This window comes from Streptomyces sp. NPDC008150, assembly GCF_042956945.1.
Classification (GTDB): Bacteria; Actinomycetota; Actinomycetes; order Streptomycetales; family Streptomycetaceae; genus Streptomyces.
This window is the reverse complement of record NZ_JBIBHJ010000003.1, coordinates 64267-78862: the sequence shown is the minus strand read 5'-3', so window position 1 is coordinate 78862 and position 14596 is coordinate 64267. Positions and strand designations below refer to the sequence as shown.

The window sequence follows — 14596 nt, the reverse complement described above, 5'->3', positions numbered from 1 at the left end:
GGCTGACATGGAGCATGAGGTGTACGTCCCGGTTCCGGCGGAGCGGCTGCGCGAGGCGCTGGCCGAGCCCGCGCGGGTCGCCCGCGCGGTTCCCGGGCTCCAGCAGGACGCGGGCGGAGCGCCGCTCTCGGGGCGGCTCAAGGTCCGCTTCGGCGGCACCTCCGTCACCTACCGCGGCACGGCACGGGTGGCCGTCCGCCCCGACGGCGGCTACACCGTCGAGGGCGACGGCGCCGAGACCCGCGGCACCGGCAAGGCGGTCTTCGCGCTCACCCTGCGGCTGCGCGCCACCGACGCGGGCACCACCCTCGCCTTCGAGGGCACCGCGACGGCCGACGGTCGGGTGGCGGACCTGCCGGCCACGACCGTCGTCACGGCGGCGACCCGTCTGCTGAACCGTTTCGCGGAGAACCTGGCGGCGGTGGCCGTGGAGCCCCGCGACGAGCCGGGCACCCCGGAACCCGCCGCCGACCCGGAGGTGGGCGAGGGGTCCGACGCCCCCGAGGCCGCCGCCGACATCGCCAACGCGGCGGACGACGCGGAGGCGGCCGACGCCGACGGCACCGACGCCGAGCAGGGCGACACCGCCGAGGCCGGCACCGACACCGGGGCCGGGGCGCCCGCGGCGGCGGACGACGACTTCTCCGACCTGCCCGAGGTCCACACCTCGATCTTCGACACGGAGGTGCCGCCCCCCTCCCTGGATGCCGACGCCGACGTGCCCGTCCGGGGCGGCGACACGGACAGCGCGGACGACGCCGACAGCGCGGACGACGCCGACAGCGAGGACGACGAGGACGCCGTCGACGACGACCCCGGCGAGATCGGCGTCCCCGCGTCGGCCCCCCGGGGCGGTCCGGGCGAGCCCGTCGCGGAGGCCGCCCACGCGCGCCGCACGATGATCGGCCGCAGCGCGGAGGAGGTCGACCACGCCCCGCCGCGCGGCCGGTACGCGCCCGTGCCCGCACCGCAGTCCGCCGCCGCCAACGCCACCCTGCGGTGGGCCGCCCCGGCGGCCGCGCTGGCCCTGGCGTCCGCGATCGTCGTGGGACGGGCACTGCGCCGACGGCAGTGACACGGTCCCGGTGCGGGGCGCGGCGTACCCGTGCGCGGGGGCCGGCCCCGCGCACCCGCGCACCCGGCCTCGGGCCCGGAAGCCGCACCCCCGCCCGGGGCCCGCGCGGTCCCGTTAGGGTCGTGCCGTGAGCAACGAAGAGATCACGCTGACCGCGGGCGACGCGGAGGCAACGGTCCAGCCGGGCAACGGCGGCCGCATCGGGGGGCTGCGCATCGGCGGCGTGGAACTGCTGCGCCAGGGCGAGCGCTTCGGCTGCTTCCCGATGGTCCCGTGGTGCGGGCGCATCCGCGACGGCCGGTTCCGCGACGGCGGCACCGTCCGGCAGATGCCGCTCAACGCGCCCCCGAACGCCATCCACGGCACCGCCCGGGACGGCGTGTGGAAGACCGCCCGCACCACCGAGGACGGCGCGGTCATCACGTACGACCTGGTGGAGCCGTGGCCCTACAGCGGCCGGGTCACCCACCGGATCGCGCTGACCCCGCGGTCCCTGACGCTGTCGCTCGCCGTGGAGACGTACGAGTCGTCGTTCCCGGCGCAGGTCGGCTGGCACCCGTGGTTCCACCGCAACCTCGGCGGCGAGGACGTCCGGGTGGACTTCGCGCCCGAGTGGCAGGAGGAGCGCGGGCCCGACCACCTGCCCACCGGCAACCGGATCGCCCCGGCGCCCGGCCCGTGGGACGACTGCTTCGGGATGCCCGGCGGTGTGGACGTCACGCTGACCTGGCCCGGACAGCTCGAACTGAAGGTGGCCAGCCGCGAGGAGTGGGTCGTCGTCTACGACGAGCAGGAGGCCGCCGTGTGCGTCGAGCCGCAGACCGGCCCGCCGGACGGTCTCAACACGCTGCCCCGCCTGGTCACCCCGGTGGAGCCGCTGGAGGCCACGACCACGTGGACGTGGCGCACGCTCGGGGCGCTCTAAGCTGGGCGTATGACGAAGGACGACGTGCGTGGCGAGCTGCTGCGGCAGATCAAGGACAAGGCCGTGGTGCACGGCAGGGTGACCCTCTCCTCGGGGCTGGAGGCCGACTACTACGTCGACCTGCGCCGCGTCACCCTCGACGGCGAGGCGGCCCCGCTCGTCGGCCAGGTGCTGCTGGACCTGACCGACGGCCTCGACTTCGACGCGGTCGGCGGCCTGACCATGGGTGCCGACCCGGTCGCCGCGTCGCTGCTGCACGCGGCCGCCGCGCGCGGGCGGCGGCTCGACGCGTTCGTCGTCCGCAAGGCCGCGAAGGCGCACGGGCTCCAGCGCCGCGTCGAGGGCCCGGAGATCAAGGGCCGCCGGGTCCTGGTCGTCGAGGACACCTCCACCACCGGCGGCTCGCCGCTCACCGCGGTCGAGGCCGTGCGCGAGGCGGGCGCCGAGGTCGTCGCGGTGGCCACCATCGTGGACCGCGCGACGGGTGCCGCCGAGAAGATCGAACAGGGCGCGGGCGTGCCCTACCTGTACGCGTACTCCAAGGACGAACTCGGCCTGGACTGAGGCCCGTTCGCGGCTGGTGCGCGGCCCCGGCCGGGCCCGCGCACGAGCCGGCCGCCGGGTCGTCCGCCGAACCGCCGCGCCCGTGGCGTCCAGCCCGTGGACGCCACGGCGGGGCCGACGGGTCGCGTCTGGAAAGATGGGGCCGACGATGACGTCATTCCCTTGGTCAGGGCCGTAAGGACAACGTCAACCCGCACAACAAGGAGCGGACAGATGCCCATCGCAACCCCCGAGGTCTACAACGAGATGCTCGACCGGGCGAAGGCAGGCAAGTTCGCCTACCCGGCCATCAACGTGACCTCCTCCCAGACGCTGCACGCGGCCCTGCGCGGTTTCGCGGAGGCCGAGAGCGACGGCATCGTCCAGATCTCCACGGGTGGCGCCGAGTTCCTGGGCGGCCAGTACAACAAGGACATGGTCACCGGTGCGGTCGCGCTGGCGGAGTTCGCCCACGTCGTCGCGAAGAAGTACGACATCACGGTGGCCCTGCACACCGACCACTGCCCCAAGGACAAGCTCGACGCGTACGTGCGTCCGCTGATCGCGGTGTCCGAGGAGCGCGTGGCGCGCGGCGAGAACCCGCTGTTCCAGTCGCACATGTGGGACGGCTCGGCGGAGACCCTCGCCGACAACCTGGAGATCGCGCAGGAGCTGCTGGCCCGCGCCGCCGCCGCGAAGATCATCCTTGAGGTAGAGATCACCCCGACCGGCGGCGAGGAGGACGGTGTCTCGCACGAGATCAACGACTCCCTCTACACCACCGTCGACGACGCGGTCCGCACCGTCGAGGCGCTCGGCCTGGGCGAGAAGGGCCGCTACCTGCTGGCCGCGTCCTTCGGCAACGTGCACGGCGTCTACAAGCCGGGCAACGTCGTCCTGCGCCCCGACCTGCTCAAGGAGCTGAACGACGGCATCGCCGCGAAGTACGGCAAGCCGGCCGGCAGCCAGCCGTTCGACTTCGTCTTCCACGGCGGGTCCGGCTCCAGCGAGCAGGAGATCGCGACCGCGCTGGAGAACGGCGTCGTCAAGATGAACCTCGACACCGACACGCAGTACGCCTTCACCCGGCCGGTCGTCGACCACATGTTCCGCAACTACGACGGCGTCCTGAAGGTCGACGGCGAGGTCGGCTCCAAGAAGACCTACGACCCGCGCACCTGGGGCAAGGCCGCCGAGGGCGGCATGGCCAAGCGTGTCACCGAGGCATGCAACCACCTGCGCTCTGCGGGCACCCGCCTGAAGTAGCGCTCCCGGCACGGCGGTTGACACCGCCGACCGCGGTCCGGTCCGTACGGAGGCCCGGCGTCCCCCCGACGGGGATGCCGGGCCTTCGCCGTACGGACGCACCCCTTCCGGCCCGCCGGGTGGCCGCGCAGCTATGGCCCGGCGCGGGTCCGCACGGCATGATCCCTGCATGGCCGTTTCCGTGCCCGTGCCCGAGAACAACCCCGCAGGGACCGTCCGGATCGGCGCCCGCGCCGGTCGGTGGATCCTGCTCACCACCGTGCTCGGCTCCAGCATGGCGATGCTGGACTCGACGGTGGTGAACGTCGCGCTCCCGCACATCGGCCGGGACCTGGACGCGGGCCTCGCCGCCCTCCAGTGGACCGTCAACGCGTACATGGTGACGCTGGCCGGGCTGATCCTGCTCGGCGGTTCGCTGGGCGACCACTTCGGGCGGCGCCGGGTGTTCGTCGTGGGCGTGGTGTGGTTCGCCGTCGCGTCCGCGCTGTGCGGCCTGGCGCCGTCGGCCGAGGTGCTGATCGCGGCGCGGGCGTTGCAGGGCGTCGGCGGCGCGCTGCTGACGCCCGGTTCGCTCGCGCTGATCCAGGCGTCGTTCCACCCCGACGACCGGGGGCGCGCGGTCGGCCTGTGGTCCGGGTTCGGCGGCATCGGGGCGGCGGTCGGACCGTTCCTCGGCGGCTGGCTGGTGGACGGGCCGGGCTGGCGCTGGGTGTTCCTGCTGAACGTCCCGCTGGCCCTGCTGTGCGTGCCGGTCGCGCTGCGGCACGTCCCGGAGTCGCGGGGCGACGAGTACGTCGCGGGCGCCCCCGCGCGGGAGGGGAAGCGGCGCTTCGACGTGCTGGGCGCCGTACTGGGGGCGCTGGCGCTCGCCCTGGTCACGTACGCGCTGATCGAGGCGCGGAGCGGGTCGCCCGCGGTGTGGGTGTGCGCGGCGGCCGGTGTGGCGGCCGGGGTCGCGTTCGTGGTCGTCGAGAAGCGGCGGCCCGACGCGATGATGCCGCCGGCGATCTTCCGCTCGCGGCAGTTCACCGCGGTGAACCTGGTGACGCTGTGCGTGTACGCGGCGTTCGGCGGCTTCTTCTTCCTGGCCGCGCTCCAGCTCCAGGTCGTCGCGGGCTACTCGGCGCTCGGCGCGGGTGCCGCGATGCTGCCGACGACCGCGCTGATGCTGCTGCTGTCGGCCCGCTCCGGCGAACTCGCCGACCGGATCGGCCCGCGCATCCCGCTGACGGTGGGCCCGCTGCTGTGCGCGACCGGGATGCTGCTGATGCTGCGGGTCGGCGAGGACGCGTCGTACGTCGCCGACGTGCTGCCCGCGCTGCTGGTGCAGGGCCTGGGCATGGTCACGCTGGTCGCCCCGCTGACGGCGACCGTGCTGGCGTCCGTCGACGCGGGGCGGGCGGGCCTGGCGAGCGGCATCAACAACGCGGCGGCGCGGGCGGCCGGCCTGATCGCGGTGGCGGCGCTGCCGCTGCTGGCGGGGATGGGGCCGGAGGCGTACCGCTCGGCGGCGGCGTTCGACTCGGCGTTCCGGCGGGCGATGCCGATGTGCGCGGCGGTGCTGGTGGCCGGCGCGGTGGTGGCGTTCGCGACGGTGCGGCGCCCGCCGCCGGGCTGCCGGCGTCCGGAGTGCCGCACGCACGGCGGTGTGACGGCGCCGCCGCTGGAGGCGGTGCGGCACCGGCGTGTGGCGGGCGGCGCGGCGGGGGAGTCCGCCTGACCCGGGGCGGCCCGGCCGGGCGGTGGGCGCGAGGGGGCAGACTGGGGGCATGACGATTCACGAGAACCTTCTCGGGGGGCCGCCCCCGACCCACCTGCCCGACGACCCCGAGCCGCGCGAGCTGCTCGCGGGAGGTGCGGAGCCGGCCGACGTCGCCGCCAAGTACCCGACCTCCTCCCTCGCGTGGGCCCGTCTCGCCGACGAGGCCTTCGAGCGGGGCTCGGTCGTCGAGTCGTACGCCTACGCCCGTACGGGCTACCACCGCGGCCTCGACTCGCTGCGCCGCGCCGGCTGGAAGGGCCACGGCCCGGTCCCGTGGAGCCACGAGCCCAACCGCGGCTTCCTCCGCGCGCTGCACGCCCTGGCCCGCGCGGCCGGTTCGATCGGCGAGACGGCGGAGTACGAGCGCTGCACGCAGTTCCTGAAGGACTCGTCGGAGGAAGCGGCGACGACGCTGGGCTGACCCGGCGGCCCGGGAGACGTGCGCCGGCCGGCGGTACCGCCCCGACGAGGGCCGTACCCCGGCCGGCGCGGTCGTCCCGCCGGGCGCCGCACCGGCCCCGTCAGTCGCCCGACGCCGAGTGCTTCACGGCCCAGACGATGCCCGCGATCACGAGCACGACCACCAGGACGATCACGGCGGTCGTGACGCTGCCGCCGCCCGAGCCGCCGCCGTAGTGGTGGTGGGTCCGGCGTCTCCCGAGGGCCAGCAGGTGCACGTCGTAGAGAGTCATGCACGGGACCCTAGGGGCCGTCCGGCGGGTCGGGGTTGTCGTGTGCACGGTCGTATCAGGGCTGTGACAGGACCGGGGCGGGTGCGGCCCGCGGGTGTGACGAGGCGGACCTTGCCGTTTTGGGCGACCATTGGTGAGGATTGCCCGCGGGGACCGGGGCCCCCGTGCCGGAATTCGGCAGGGGCGGACCGCTACCCGGATGCACATCAGGAGACAGCGATGTCCCACCAGGCTCAGGAATCGCGCCGTGAACCGGCGGCGCAGGGGCCCGAGACGCCGTATCTCGACTTCGAGGGCACGACGCCGTACGAGGACTACGTCAAGGCGGACGTGCTCACCCACCTCCAGCACACCCTCTCCGACGATCCCGGCGAGATGGTCTTCCTGGTCACGACCCAGGTGATGGAGCTGTGGTTCACCGTCATCGTCCACGAGTGGGAGACCGCCGCACGCGCGGTCCGCGCGGACGACGTACCGACGGCCACCGCCGCCCTCAAGCGCTCGGTGCGGGAACTGGAGGCGCTGAACGCCTCGTGGCGTCCGCTGGCACAGCTCACCCCGGCGCAGTTCAACGCGTACCGCTCCGCCCTCGGCGAGGGCTCCGGCTTCCAGTCGGCCATGTACCGCCGCATGGAGTTCCTGCTCGGCGAGAAGTCCGCCTCGATGCTGGTGCCGCACCGCAGCACCCCGCGTGTCCACGCGGAGCTGGAGAAGGCCCTGCACGAGCCCAGCCTCTACGACGAGGTGCTCGCCCTGCTCGCCCGGCGCGGTCACGCCGTGCCGCAGTCGGTGCTGACGCGCGACGTGTCGCAGAAGTACGTGCCGTCGCCCGAGGTGGAGGCGGTGTGGACCGCCCTCTACGCCGGGGACGAGAGCGACGAACTCGCCCGTCTCGGCGAGGCGTTGACGGACGTCGCCGAACTCGTGTGGCGCTGGCGCAACGACCACCTCGTCGCCACGCGGCGGGCGATGGGCTCGAAGACCGGCACGGGCGGTTCCGCCGGTGTCGCGTGGCTGGAGAAGCGCACGCAGAAGAACGTCTTCCCCGAGCTGTGGACGGCACGGTCCTATGTCTGAGCGAAGCGAGGTCAGTGGGTTGAGCGGGACCGGTTTGAGCGGGACCAACGGGAGTGCCGAGTACGTGCGGCGGGCCGAGAAGCTCGACGCCGCCGACGAACTGGCGCCGCTGCGCGGGCTGTTCACGCTCGACGACGCGGTCTACCTGGACGGCAACTCGCTGGGCGCGCTCGCCGCGCACGTGCCGGGGCGCGTCGAGGACGTCGTGCGGCGCCAGTGGGGCGAACTGCGCATCCGCTCCTGGGAGGAGAGCGGCTGGTGGACCGCGCCCGAGCGGATCGGCGACCGCATCGCCCCGCTCGTCGGGGCGGCGCCGGGCCGGATCGTGGTCGGCGACTCCACCAGCGTGAACGTGTTCAAGGCGCTGGTCGCGGCGGTCCGCATCGCGCGGGGCGAGGACGGCGGCACCCCCGCCGACGGCGCCACCGCGCACCCCGTGCGGGACGAGATCGTCGTCGACGCGTCGACCTTCCCCTCCGACGGGTACATCGCCGCGTCCGTGGCGCGGATGACCGGCTGCACGCTGCGGCCCGCGCCCCCCGCCGACGTGCCGCAGGTCGTGGGCAAGCGCACCGCCGCCGTGCTGCTCAACCACGTCGACTACCGCACCGGCCGGCTGCACGACCTGCCGGCGCTGACGGCCGCCGTGCACGCGGCGGGCGCGCTCGTGGTGTGGGACCTGTGCCACAGCGCGGGCGCGCTGCCGGTCGGCCTCGACGAGCACGGCGTCGACCTCGCGGTCGGCTGCACGTACAAGTTCCTCAACGGCGGCCCGGGTTCACCCGCGTTCCTCTACGTGCGCGGCGACCACCAGGACCGGTTCGACTCCCCGCTGCCGGGCTGGAACTCGCACGCCGAGCCGTTCGGGATGCGCGGCGACTTCGAACCGGCCGAGGGCGCTCCGCGCGGGCGGGTCGGCACCCCCGACATCCTCTCGATGCTCGCCCTGGAGGCGGCACTTGAGGTCTGGGACGGGGTGTCGGTCGACGCGGTGCGGGCCAAGTCCCTCGCGCTGACGGACTTCTTCCTGGAGTGCGTCGGGGCGTACGTGCCGCCGGGCCTCGTGGAGTCGCTGACCCCGGCCGCCCACGCGGAGCGCGGCAGCCAGGTCGCGCTGCGGTGCGCTCCCGGCATCGACGCGGGCGCCGTGATGAAGCTGCTGGTCGAGCGGGGCGTGGTGGGCGACTTCCGCCAACCGGACGTGCTGCGCTTCGGGTTCACCCCGCTGTACGTCGGCTTCGCGGACGCGGAGCGGGCGGCCCGGGTGCTCGCGGGCGCGCTCACCGCGTGACCCGGCCGTAGGACCGCCGCGGTCGTGCCCGGCGCCCCCGGGTGTCCGGGCACGACCGGCGGTTCCTCACGGTGCGTCACATCCGCGTGTCGGCGCACGTCACCGGCCTGATACCGTCCCCGCCAGCGGCCGATCGAACCCCGGTACCGCTCCGGTGCCGCCACATCCGTTTCGTCGCTGAGAGGTTGGAGCATGCCGGACCACGCCGCAGCACGCGACGCAGACGCGGGACGGGACCCCGCCGCCCGCACCCCGGAGGCCCGCTCGGCCGCCGAGGAGGAGTCGGCGTTCTCGCACCCGCCCGTCGACCCGGACGCCACCGCCGCCTACGGCGAGCACCCCGACCAGGTGATCGACTTCTACGCGCCGCGCGGCGAGGCGCCGTTGCCCGGTGCGGGCTCCGCCGTCGTCGTGCTGCTGCACGGCGGTGCCTGGCGCCACCGCTACGACCGCCGGCACGTCACGCCGTTCGCCGAGCACCTGGCCCGGCGTGGTTACGCGGTCGCCAACGTCGAGTACCGGCGCGGCGGTTCGGGTCCCGACGCGGCCGACGGCACCCCCGAGGCGGGGCGTTGGCCCGACACCTTCGACGACGTCGCCGCCGCTCTGGACGCGCTGCCCGCGCTGCTGCGCGAGAAGCTGCCGCAGGCCGACCCGCGCCGCACCGTCCTCACCGGTCACTCGGCCGGCGGCCACCTCGCGCTGTGGGCCGCCGCCCGGCACCTGCTGCCCGCCGACGCGCCCTGGCGCACCGACGCCCCGCCGAGGCTGCGCGGTGTGGTCGCCCTGGCGCCGGTCGCGGACTTCGAGGTCGCCCGCAAGCTCGGCGTGTGCTCCGGAGCGACGGTCCAACTGCTGGGCGGAGACGACGAGTTCGCGTCCCGTCAGCCGTATGCCGACCCCGCCCTGCTGCTGCCGACCGGCATCGCCACCACCCTCGTGCAGGGCCGCTGCGACCTGGTCGTGCCGGAGGCGGTCGCCGAGGCGTACGCGGACGCGGCGGCGCGGGCCGGCGAGGTGGTCGGGCTGACCCTGCTGGAGGATGTCGGCCACTTCCCCCTGATCGACCCGGCGGCGGACGCCTGCGCGGTGGTGGCGGAGGAGATCGCCCAGCTCGCCTGGTGAGGCCGGGCGGGCCGCCCGCGCCGTACCGTCCGCGCCCTGCCGCCCGTGCCGTGGGGTGCGGCGCCCGGCCGTGTGGTGCGATCGTCGTCCTCGGCCCCTGGTGGGAGGGGGTGCGGGCGGGCTAGCGTCGGGCATGGCCGATTCCACGATTCCGCAGACGTTCGACCCCTGGGACCCGGCGTTCCTGGCGGACCCGTACCCCGCCTACGCCGAACTGCGCGAGCGGGGACGGGTGTTGCACTACGCGCCCACCGACCAGTGGCTCGTCCCGCACCACGCCGACGTCTCCGCGCTGCTGCGCGACCGCCGCCTCGGCCGCACCTACCAGCACCGGTTCACGCACGAGGACTTCGGCCGCACCGCGCCGCCCGCCGAGCACGAGCCGTTCCACACCCTCAACGACCACGGCATGCTCGACCTGGAGCCGCCGGACCACACGCGCATCCGGCGGCTCGTGTCGAAGGCGTTCACGCCGCGCACGGTGGAACGTCTCCAGCCGTACGTGCGCGACCTCGCGGGCGAACTGGTGGACCGCCTGGTGGCGAACGGCGGCGGCGACCTGCTGGCCGACGTCGCCGAGCCGCTGCCCGTCGCCGTGATCGCGGAGATGCTCGGCATCCCCGAGTCCGACCGCGGCCCGCTGCGGCCCTGGTCGGCGGACATCTGCGGGATGTACGAGCTGAACCCGTCCGAGGAGACCGCCGGGCGCGCGGTGCGCGCGTCGGTCGAGTTCTCCGCGTACCTGCGCGAACTGATCGCGGCCCGCCGCGCCGACCCCGGCGACGACCTGATCTCCGGGCTCATCGCGGCACACGACGAGGGCGACCGGCTCACCGAGCAGGAGATGATCTCGACCTGCGTGCTGCTCCTGAACGCGGGCCACGAGGCCACGGTGAACGCCACCGTCAACGGCTGGTGGGCGCTGTTCCGCAACCCCGCCCAGCTCGCGGCCCTGCGCGCGGACCACTCGCTGGTCCCGACGGCCGTGGAGGAGCTGATGCGCTACGACACCCCGCTCCAGCTCTTCGAACGCTGGGTCCTCGACGACATCGAGATCGACGGCACGGTGGTCCCGCGCGGCGCGGAGGTCGCCCTGCTCTTCGGCTCGGCCAACCACGACCCGGCGGTCTTCGCGGCCCCGGGCGAACTGGACCTGGCCCGCGCGGACAACCCGCACATCTCGTTCTCGGCGGGCATCCACTACTGCATCGGCGCACCGCTGGCCCGTATCGAGCTGGCCGCGTCGATGACCGCCCTGCTGGAACGGGCCCCCGGCCTCACCCTGGCGGCGGACCCGGACCGCAAGCCCAACTTCGTCATCCGGGGCCTGGCGGGTCTGCCGGTGAAAATGTGACGCCGTGGTCCAACTGCTGCGGACAGCAGGTCAGTTCAGCAGCGTGACGGTGTAGTCGAGCGTGGTCCCGCTGACGGTGTACGTGGCGGTCTGTCCGTTGTCGCAGTAGGAGACGTACGAGTTGCCGTACGCGGAGGTGCCGGCGACGGCCTGGACGAGCGGGCGCACGTCGGTGCCCTCGGGGAACGCGGTGGTGTTCAGGTCGATCGTGCGGGTCTGGTTGACCGGGTAGGCGTCGGTGGACGCGGACTGCTCGCCGGTGCGGGTGGCGGCCGACCAGGACAGCACGAACGCCGCGTTGTTGACCACGGCGATCTTCTGCACGCAGGGCTCGGCCTGGGCGGTGGCGGCGTGCGCCGTGGTCAGGGGCAGCGCGACGAGCGCGGCGGCACCGGCGAGGGGGAGGGCGGCGCGGCGCAGGAGTGAGCGGTACATGGGTCCTCCGGACGGTGTGGCGGGTGTCCCGGCACCGGAAGGCGGCGGGTGTCCCGGCCGACGGGCGACTCCCGTCGGCGGCGAGCGGGCCGGGTACCCGAGACACCGTCAGGAAACGTACGGGGCAAGGGAGTTGACGGTTTCAGGCCAGCCGCGAGGGGCTCGCCGCCCGGCCGGTGACGGAAGGGACCGCCACCTCGCCGCGCCGTTGCGGTCCCGGACCGGCCGCGGGCGACCCGTCCCGTGGTTGGCCGAACGCCGACCCGTGGGACACCTGTGCCGCCGGGGGCGCGGGGGACCGTGCGCCGGGTCCGGGCGCCCCGGTCTGGGTGGCGGTGGCGCGGGTGTCCGTGGGTCGGTCCGGGTGCCCCCGGTGCGGGTGGCGGTGGCGCGGGTGTCCGTGGGTCGGTCCGGGCGCGCCCCTCACCGCGGCAGCGTCAGCCCCCAGGCACCTTCCCGGACCGTCCACGTCCGCGTGCGTACCGGCCCGGTGACCACGGCGTCGGCCCGGTAGCGGAAGTCCGGGCCGGAGACCGTCACGCGGCCGCCGAGCGCGCGCAGGGTGTTGACCTCGCCGTCCAGCGAGACCGGGCGCACCTCCACCTCGGCGGCGCCCGCGTGGCCCGGGGTCACGGAGACCGTGGTCACCGGCTGGTCCAGGTCGACCAGGGTGCGGCCGTCGACCTCGACCCGCAGCCGGGCGGACGCCGGGCCGCCGTGCTGCGGCACGGTCACGCGCGGCGGGCGCGTGGCGAGGGTGCGCACCAGCGTCTGGCAGGTGCGCAGCCACGGATGGTTCCCGGGGCCGCCCGCCGCGGCGCCCCACACGCCCCGCGCGCCTGCCGGGCCGCCGGGGCCGCCCTGTCCGCCCCGTCCGGCCGGTCCGCCCGGGAGGATCTCGGGCACCCCGTTCAGCGGCGGGATGCGCAGCGCGCCGAGGACCACCCCGTCGCTCTCGTCCACCAGGAGGTCCAGACGGCGCTCGGCGCCGTCCAGGACCGCACGTGCCGCCGCCACCGCGCCGCAGGGCACCCCCAGCGAGCGGGCCAGCGCCAGCGTGCCCCCGACGGGGACCACGCCCAGGGCGCATCCGGCCAGCTCGCGGCGGTGGTGCAGGAGCGCGACGGTGCGCAGCAGGGTGCGGTCGTCACCCACCACGACCAGTCGCCGCGACCCCCTGCGCTCCACCGCGCGGGCGAATTCGGCGGGCTCCTCGGGCAGGCACACCTTGGTGGCCGCACCCGCTCCGAGCACGTCTTTCGCGATCCGTACGGACTCGCCGTCCGTCCTCCGGGCGACCGGGTCGATGACCACGAGGAGCTGGTCGGAAGTCGCCACCTCGGTCCTGCCTCGCTTCCTCGGGTAGCATCTCTGTGCAAGAGCCCCTTGCGCTGTTGCGCCAGGGGCTTCGTCTATTCCGGGGCATCCGGTCCGACGGGTCGCGGCCGACGAGGGCCGCCGGTGCACGTGGCGGAACCACCGTCGCGTACGCCTCTGACCTTGGACATGCCCCGCCCGGAAGGGGTGTACGCGCGTGCCCGCACTTGTGCTGCTCGGTGCTCAGTGGGGTGACGAAGGCAAGGGAAAGGCCACCGACCTGCTCGGTGGTTCGGTGGACTACGTGGTCCGTTACCAAGGCGGTAACAACGCCGGCCACACGGTGGTCGTGGGCGACCAGAAGTATGCCCTCCACCTGCTCCCTTCCGGAATCCTGTCCCCAGGCTGTACGCCGGTCATCGGCAACGGCGTCGTCGTCGACCCGTCGGTCCTGCTCTCCGAGCTGAGCGGACTCAACGAGCGGGGCGTCGACACGTCGAAGCTCCTGCTCAGTGGCAACGCCCACATCATCACGCCGTACAACGTCACCGTGGACAAGGTGACGGAGCGCTTCCTCGGCAAGCGCAAGATCGGCACCACCGGTCGCGGCATCGGCCCGACGTACGCGGACAAGATCAACCGCGTCGGCATCCGCGTCCAGGACCTCTACGACGAGTCGATCCTCAACCAGAAGGTCGAGGCGGCTCTGGAGGTCAAGAACCAGATGCTCACCAAGCTCTACAACCGGCGGGCCATCACGGCCGACCAGGTCGTGGAGGAGCTGCTGGGCTACGCGGAGCAGCTGCGGCCGTTCGTCGCGGACACCGTGCTGGTGCTGAACAAGGCGCTGGACGAGGACAAGGTGGTCCTCTTCGAGGGCGGCCAGGGCACGCTGCTCGACATCGACCACGGCACCTATCCCTTCGTGACCTCCAGCAACCCGACCGCGGGCGGCGCCTGCACGGGTGCGGGCGTGGGTCCGACGCGGATCGGCCGGGTCATCGGCATCCTCAAGGCGTACACGACGCGCGTCGGTTCGGGACCCTTCCCGACCGAGCTGCTCGACGAGGACGGCGAGGCGCTGCGCCGCATCGGCGGGGAGCGCGGTGTCACCACCGGCCGCGACCGGCGCTGCGGCTGGTTCGACGCGGTGATCGCGCGTTACGCGACCCGGGTCAACGGTCTCACCGACTTCTTCCTCACCAAGCTCGACGTCCTCACCGGCTGGGAGCAGATCCCGGTGTGCGTGGCGTACGAGATCGACGGCGAGCGGGTCGAGGAACTGCCCTACTCGCAGACGGACTTCCACCACGCGAAGCCCATCTACGAGTACCTGCCGGGCTGGAGCGAGGACATCACGAAGGCGAAGACCTTCGGCGACCTCCCGAAGAACGCGCAGGCCTACGTGAAGGCGCTGGAGGAGATGTCCGGCGCCCCGATCTCCGCGATCGGCGTGGGTCCGGGCCGGGACGAGACGATCGAGATCAACTCGTTCCTCTGACGGACGGGAGCGCTCCGCACAGCGGGCGCACAGCGGTGACACGGGCGCCGCCCGGCAGCAACTGCCGGGCGGCGCCCGCTTTTTCCGGTATCGGACGGACGGTGTGTCCGACAGGTTCACATCGCGCTTCCGAGACGTGAACATGCTCAACTTTGATGCGGCAGAGGGTTGTCGGTGGGGCCCCGGTGCCCGACGATGGGCGACGTTCACGGTGTTCTACGCGTGTAGTTCCC

Annotated in this window: 14 protein-coding genes; 11 read left to right on the top strand and 3 right to left on the bottom strand. The window is 74.0% G+C overall.

Features of this window, described 5'->3' with window-relative positions:
- Window positions 1-7 precede the first annotated feature (7 nt).
- The 6 genes from ACFZA0_RS09655 (at window position 8) to ACFZA0_RS09630 (ending at window position 5992) form a co-directional block, all read left to right on the top strand.
- The gene (locus ACFZA0_RS09655; protein ID WP_391013704.1) at window positions 8-1075 is read left to right on the top strand and encodes an SRPBCC domain-containing protein; all 1068 of its coding nucleotides are present in this window, start codon (window positions 8-10) and stop codon (window positions 1073-1075) included.
- Between the two features lie 127 nt (window positions 1076-1202).
- Window positions 1203-2000: an aldose 1-epimerase gene (locus ACFZA0_RS09650; RefSeq protein WP_391013703.1), complete on the top strand. Its 798-nt coding sequence runs from the start codon at window positions 1203-1205 to the stop codon at window positions 1998-2000.
- 9 nt (window positions 2001-2009) lie between these two features.
- On the top strand, window positions 2010-2564 hold the full coding sequence (gene pyrE, locus ACFZA0_RS09645) for an orotate phosphoribosyltransferase (protein ID WP_391013701.1): 555 nt from the start codon (window positions 2010-2012) through the stop codon (window positions 2562-2564).
- A gap of 213 nt (window positions 2565-2777) precedes the next feature.
- Window positions 2778-3809 carry a class II fructose-bisphosphate aldolase gene (fbaA, locus tag ACFZA0_RS09640; protein ID WP_391013699.1) on the top strand — a complete coding sequence of 344 codons (1032 nt, stop codon included), beginning with the start codon at window positions 2778-2780 and terminating at the stop codon, window positions 3807-3809.
- A gap of 169 nt (window positions 3810-3978) precedes the next feature.
- Entirely contained in the window at window positions 3979-5529 is a 1551-nt protein-coding gene (locus ACFZA0_RS09635) for a DHA2 family efflux MFS transporter permease subunit (protein ID WP_391013697.1), read from the top strand.
- Between the two features lie 49 nt (window positions 5530-5578).
- Window positions 5579-5992, top strand: coding sequence for a DUF3151 family protein (locus tag ACFZA0_RS09630; RefSeq protein ID WP_391013695.1), 414 nt, complete (start codon window positions 5579-5581; stop codon window positions 5990-5992).
- Window positions 5993-6092: 100 nt separating this feature from the next.
- Here ACFZA0_RS09630 and ACFZA0_RS09625 read toward each other — a convergent pair whose 3' ends face one another.
- Window positions 6093-6263, bottom strand: a complete 171-nt coding sequence (locus ACFZA0_RS09625) for a hypothetical protein (protein WP_391013693.1) — start codon at window positions 6261-6263, stop codon at window positions 6093-6095.
- A 219-nt stretch (window positions 6264-6482) separates the two neighbouring features.
- Here ACFZA0_RS09625 and ACFZA0_RS09620 point away from each other — a divergent pair, with 219 nt between their 5' ends.
- The 4 genes from ACFZA0_RS09620 to ACFZA0_RS09605 all read left to right on the top strand — a co-directional run bounded on the left by ACFZA0_RS09620 (window position 6483) and on the right by ACFZA0_RS09605 (window position 11110).
- Window positions 6483-7340 (top strand): tryptophan 2,3-dioxygenase family protein, encoded by an 858-nt coding sequence (locus ACFZA0_RS09620; RefSeq protein ID WP_391013691.1) that lies wholly within the window; start codon window positions 6483-6485, stop codon window positions 7338-7340.
- A 34-nt stretch (window positions 7341-7374) separates the two neighbouring features.
- On the top strand, window positions 7375-8631 hold the full coding sequence (kynU, locus tag ACFZA0_RS09615; RefSeq protein WP_391013689.1) for a kynureninase: 1257 nt from the start codon (window positions 7375-7377) through the stop codon (window positions 8629-8631).
- 192 nt (window positions 8632-8823) lie between these two features.
- Complete coding sequence (locus ACFZA0_RS09610) at window positions 8824-9756, top strand: alpha/beta fold hydrolase (protein WP_391013687.1); 933 nt, start codon at window positions 8824-8826, stop codon at window positions 9754-9756.
- A 133-nt stretch (window positions 9757-9889) separates the two neighbouring features.
- Entirely contained in the window at window positions 9890-11110 is a 1221-nt protein-coding gene (locus tag ACFZA0_RS09605) for a cytochrome P450 (RefSeq protein WP_391013685.1), read from the top strand.
- A gap of 30 nt (window positions 11111-11140) precedes the next feature.
- Here ACFZA0_RS09605 and ACFZA0_RS09600 read toward each other — a convergent pair whose 3' ends face one another.
- Window positions 11141-11545, bottom strand: a complete 405-nt coding sequence (locus ACFZA0_RS09600) for a hypothetical protein (protein ID WP_391013683.1) — start codon at window positions 11543-11545, stop codon at window positions 11141-11143.
- 423 nt (window positions 11546-11968) lie between these two features.
- Window positions 11969-12883, bottom strand: a complete 915-nt coding sequence (locus ACFZA0_RS09595) for a diacylglycerol kinase family protein (RefSeq protein ID WP_391013681.1) — start codon at window positions 12881-12883, stop codon at window positions 11969-11971.
- Between the two features lie 196 nt (window positions 12884-13079).
- On the opposite strand from ACFZA0_RS09595, the gene ACFZA0_RS09590 reads away from it, so the two are divergent.
- The gene (locus ACFZA0_RS09590) at window positions 13080-14363 is read left to right on the top strand and encodes an adenylosuccinate synthase (RefSeq protein ID WP_391013679.1); all 1284 of its coding nucleotides are present in this window, start codon (window positions 13080-13082) and stop codon (window positions 14361-14363) included.
- Window positions 14364-14596: the final 233 nt, after the last annotated feature.

Excerpts from the sequence above, each read along its gene's own strand:
- ACFZA0_RS09625 (WP_391013693.1), bottom strand. The coding sequence starts at position 6,263 with ATGACTCTCTACGACGTGCACCTGCTGGCCCTCGGGAGACGCCGGACC.
- fbaA (WP_391013699.1), top strand. The coding sequence starts at position 2,778 with ATGCCCATCGCAACCCCCGAGGTCTACAACGAGATGCTCGACCGGGCG.
- ACFZA0_RS09620 (WP_391013691.1), top strand. The coding sequence starts at position 6,483 with ATGTCCCACCAGGCTCAGGAATCGCGCCGTGAACCGGCGGCGCAGGGG.
- ACFZA0_RS09610 (WP_391013687.1), top strand. The coding sequence starts at position 8,824 with ATGCCGGACCACGCCGCAGCACGCGACGCAGACGCGGGACGGGACCCC.
- ACFZA0_RS09655 (WP_391013704.1), top strand. The coding sequence starts at position 8 with ATGGAGCATGAGGTGTACGTCCCGGTTCCGGCGGAGCGGCTGCGCGAG.
- pyrE (WP_391013701.1), top strand. The coding sequence starts at position 2,010 with ATGACGAAGGACGACGTGCGTGGCGAGCTGCTGCGGCAGATCAAGGAC.
- ACFZA0_RS09605 (WP_391013685.1), top strand. The coding sequence starts at position 9,890 with ATGGCCGATTCCACGATTCCGCAGACGTTCGACCCCTGGGACCCGGCG.
- ACFZA0_RS09600 (WP_391013683.1), bottom strand. The coding sequence starts at position 11,545 with ATGTACCGCTCACTCCTGCGCCGCGCCGCCCTCCCCCTCGCCGGTGCC.
- ACFZA0_RS09630 (WP_391013695.1), top strand. The coding sequence starts at position 5,579 with ATGACGATTCACGAGAACCTTCTCGGGGGGCCGCCCCCGACCCACCTG.
- ACFZA0_RS09635 (WP_391013697.1), top strand. The coding sequence starts at position 3,979 with ATGGCCGTTTCCGTGCCCGTGCCCGAGAACAACCCCGCAGGGACCGTC.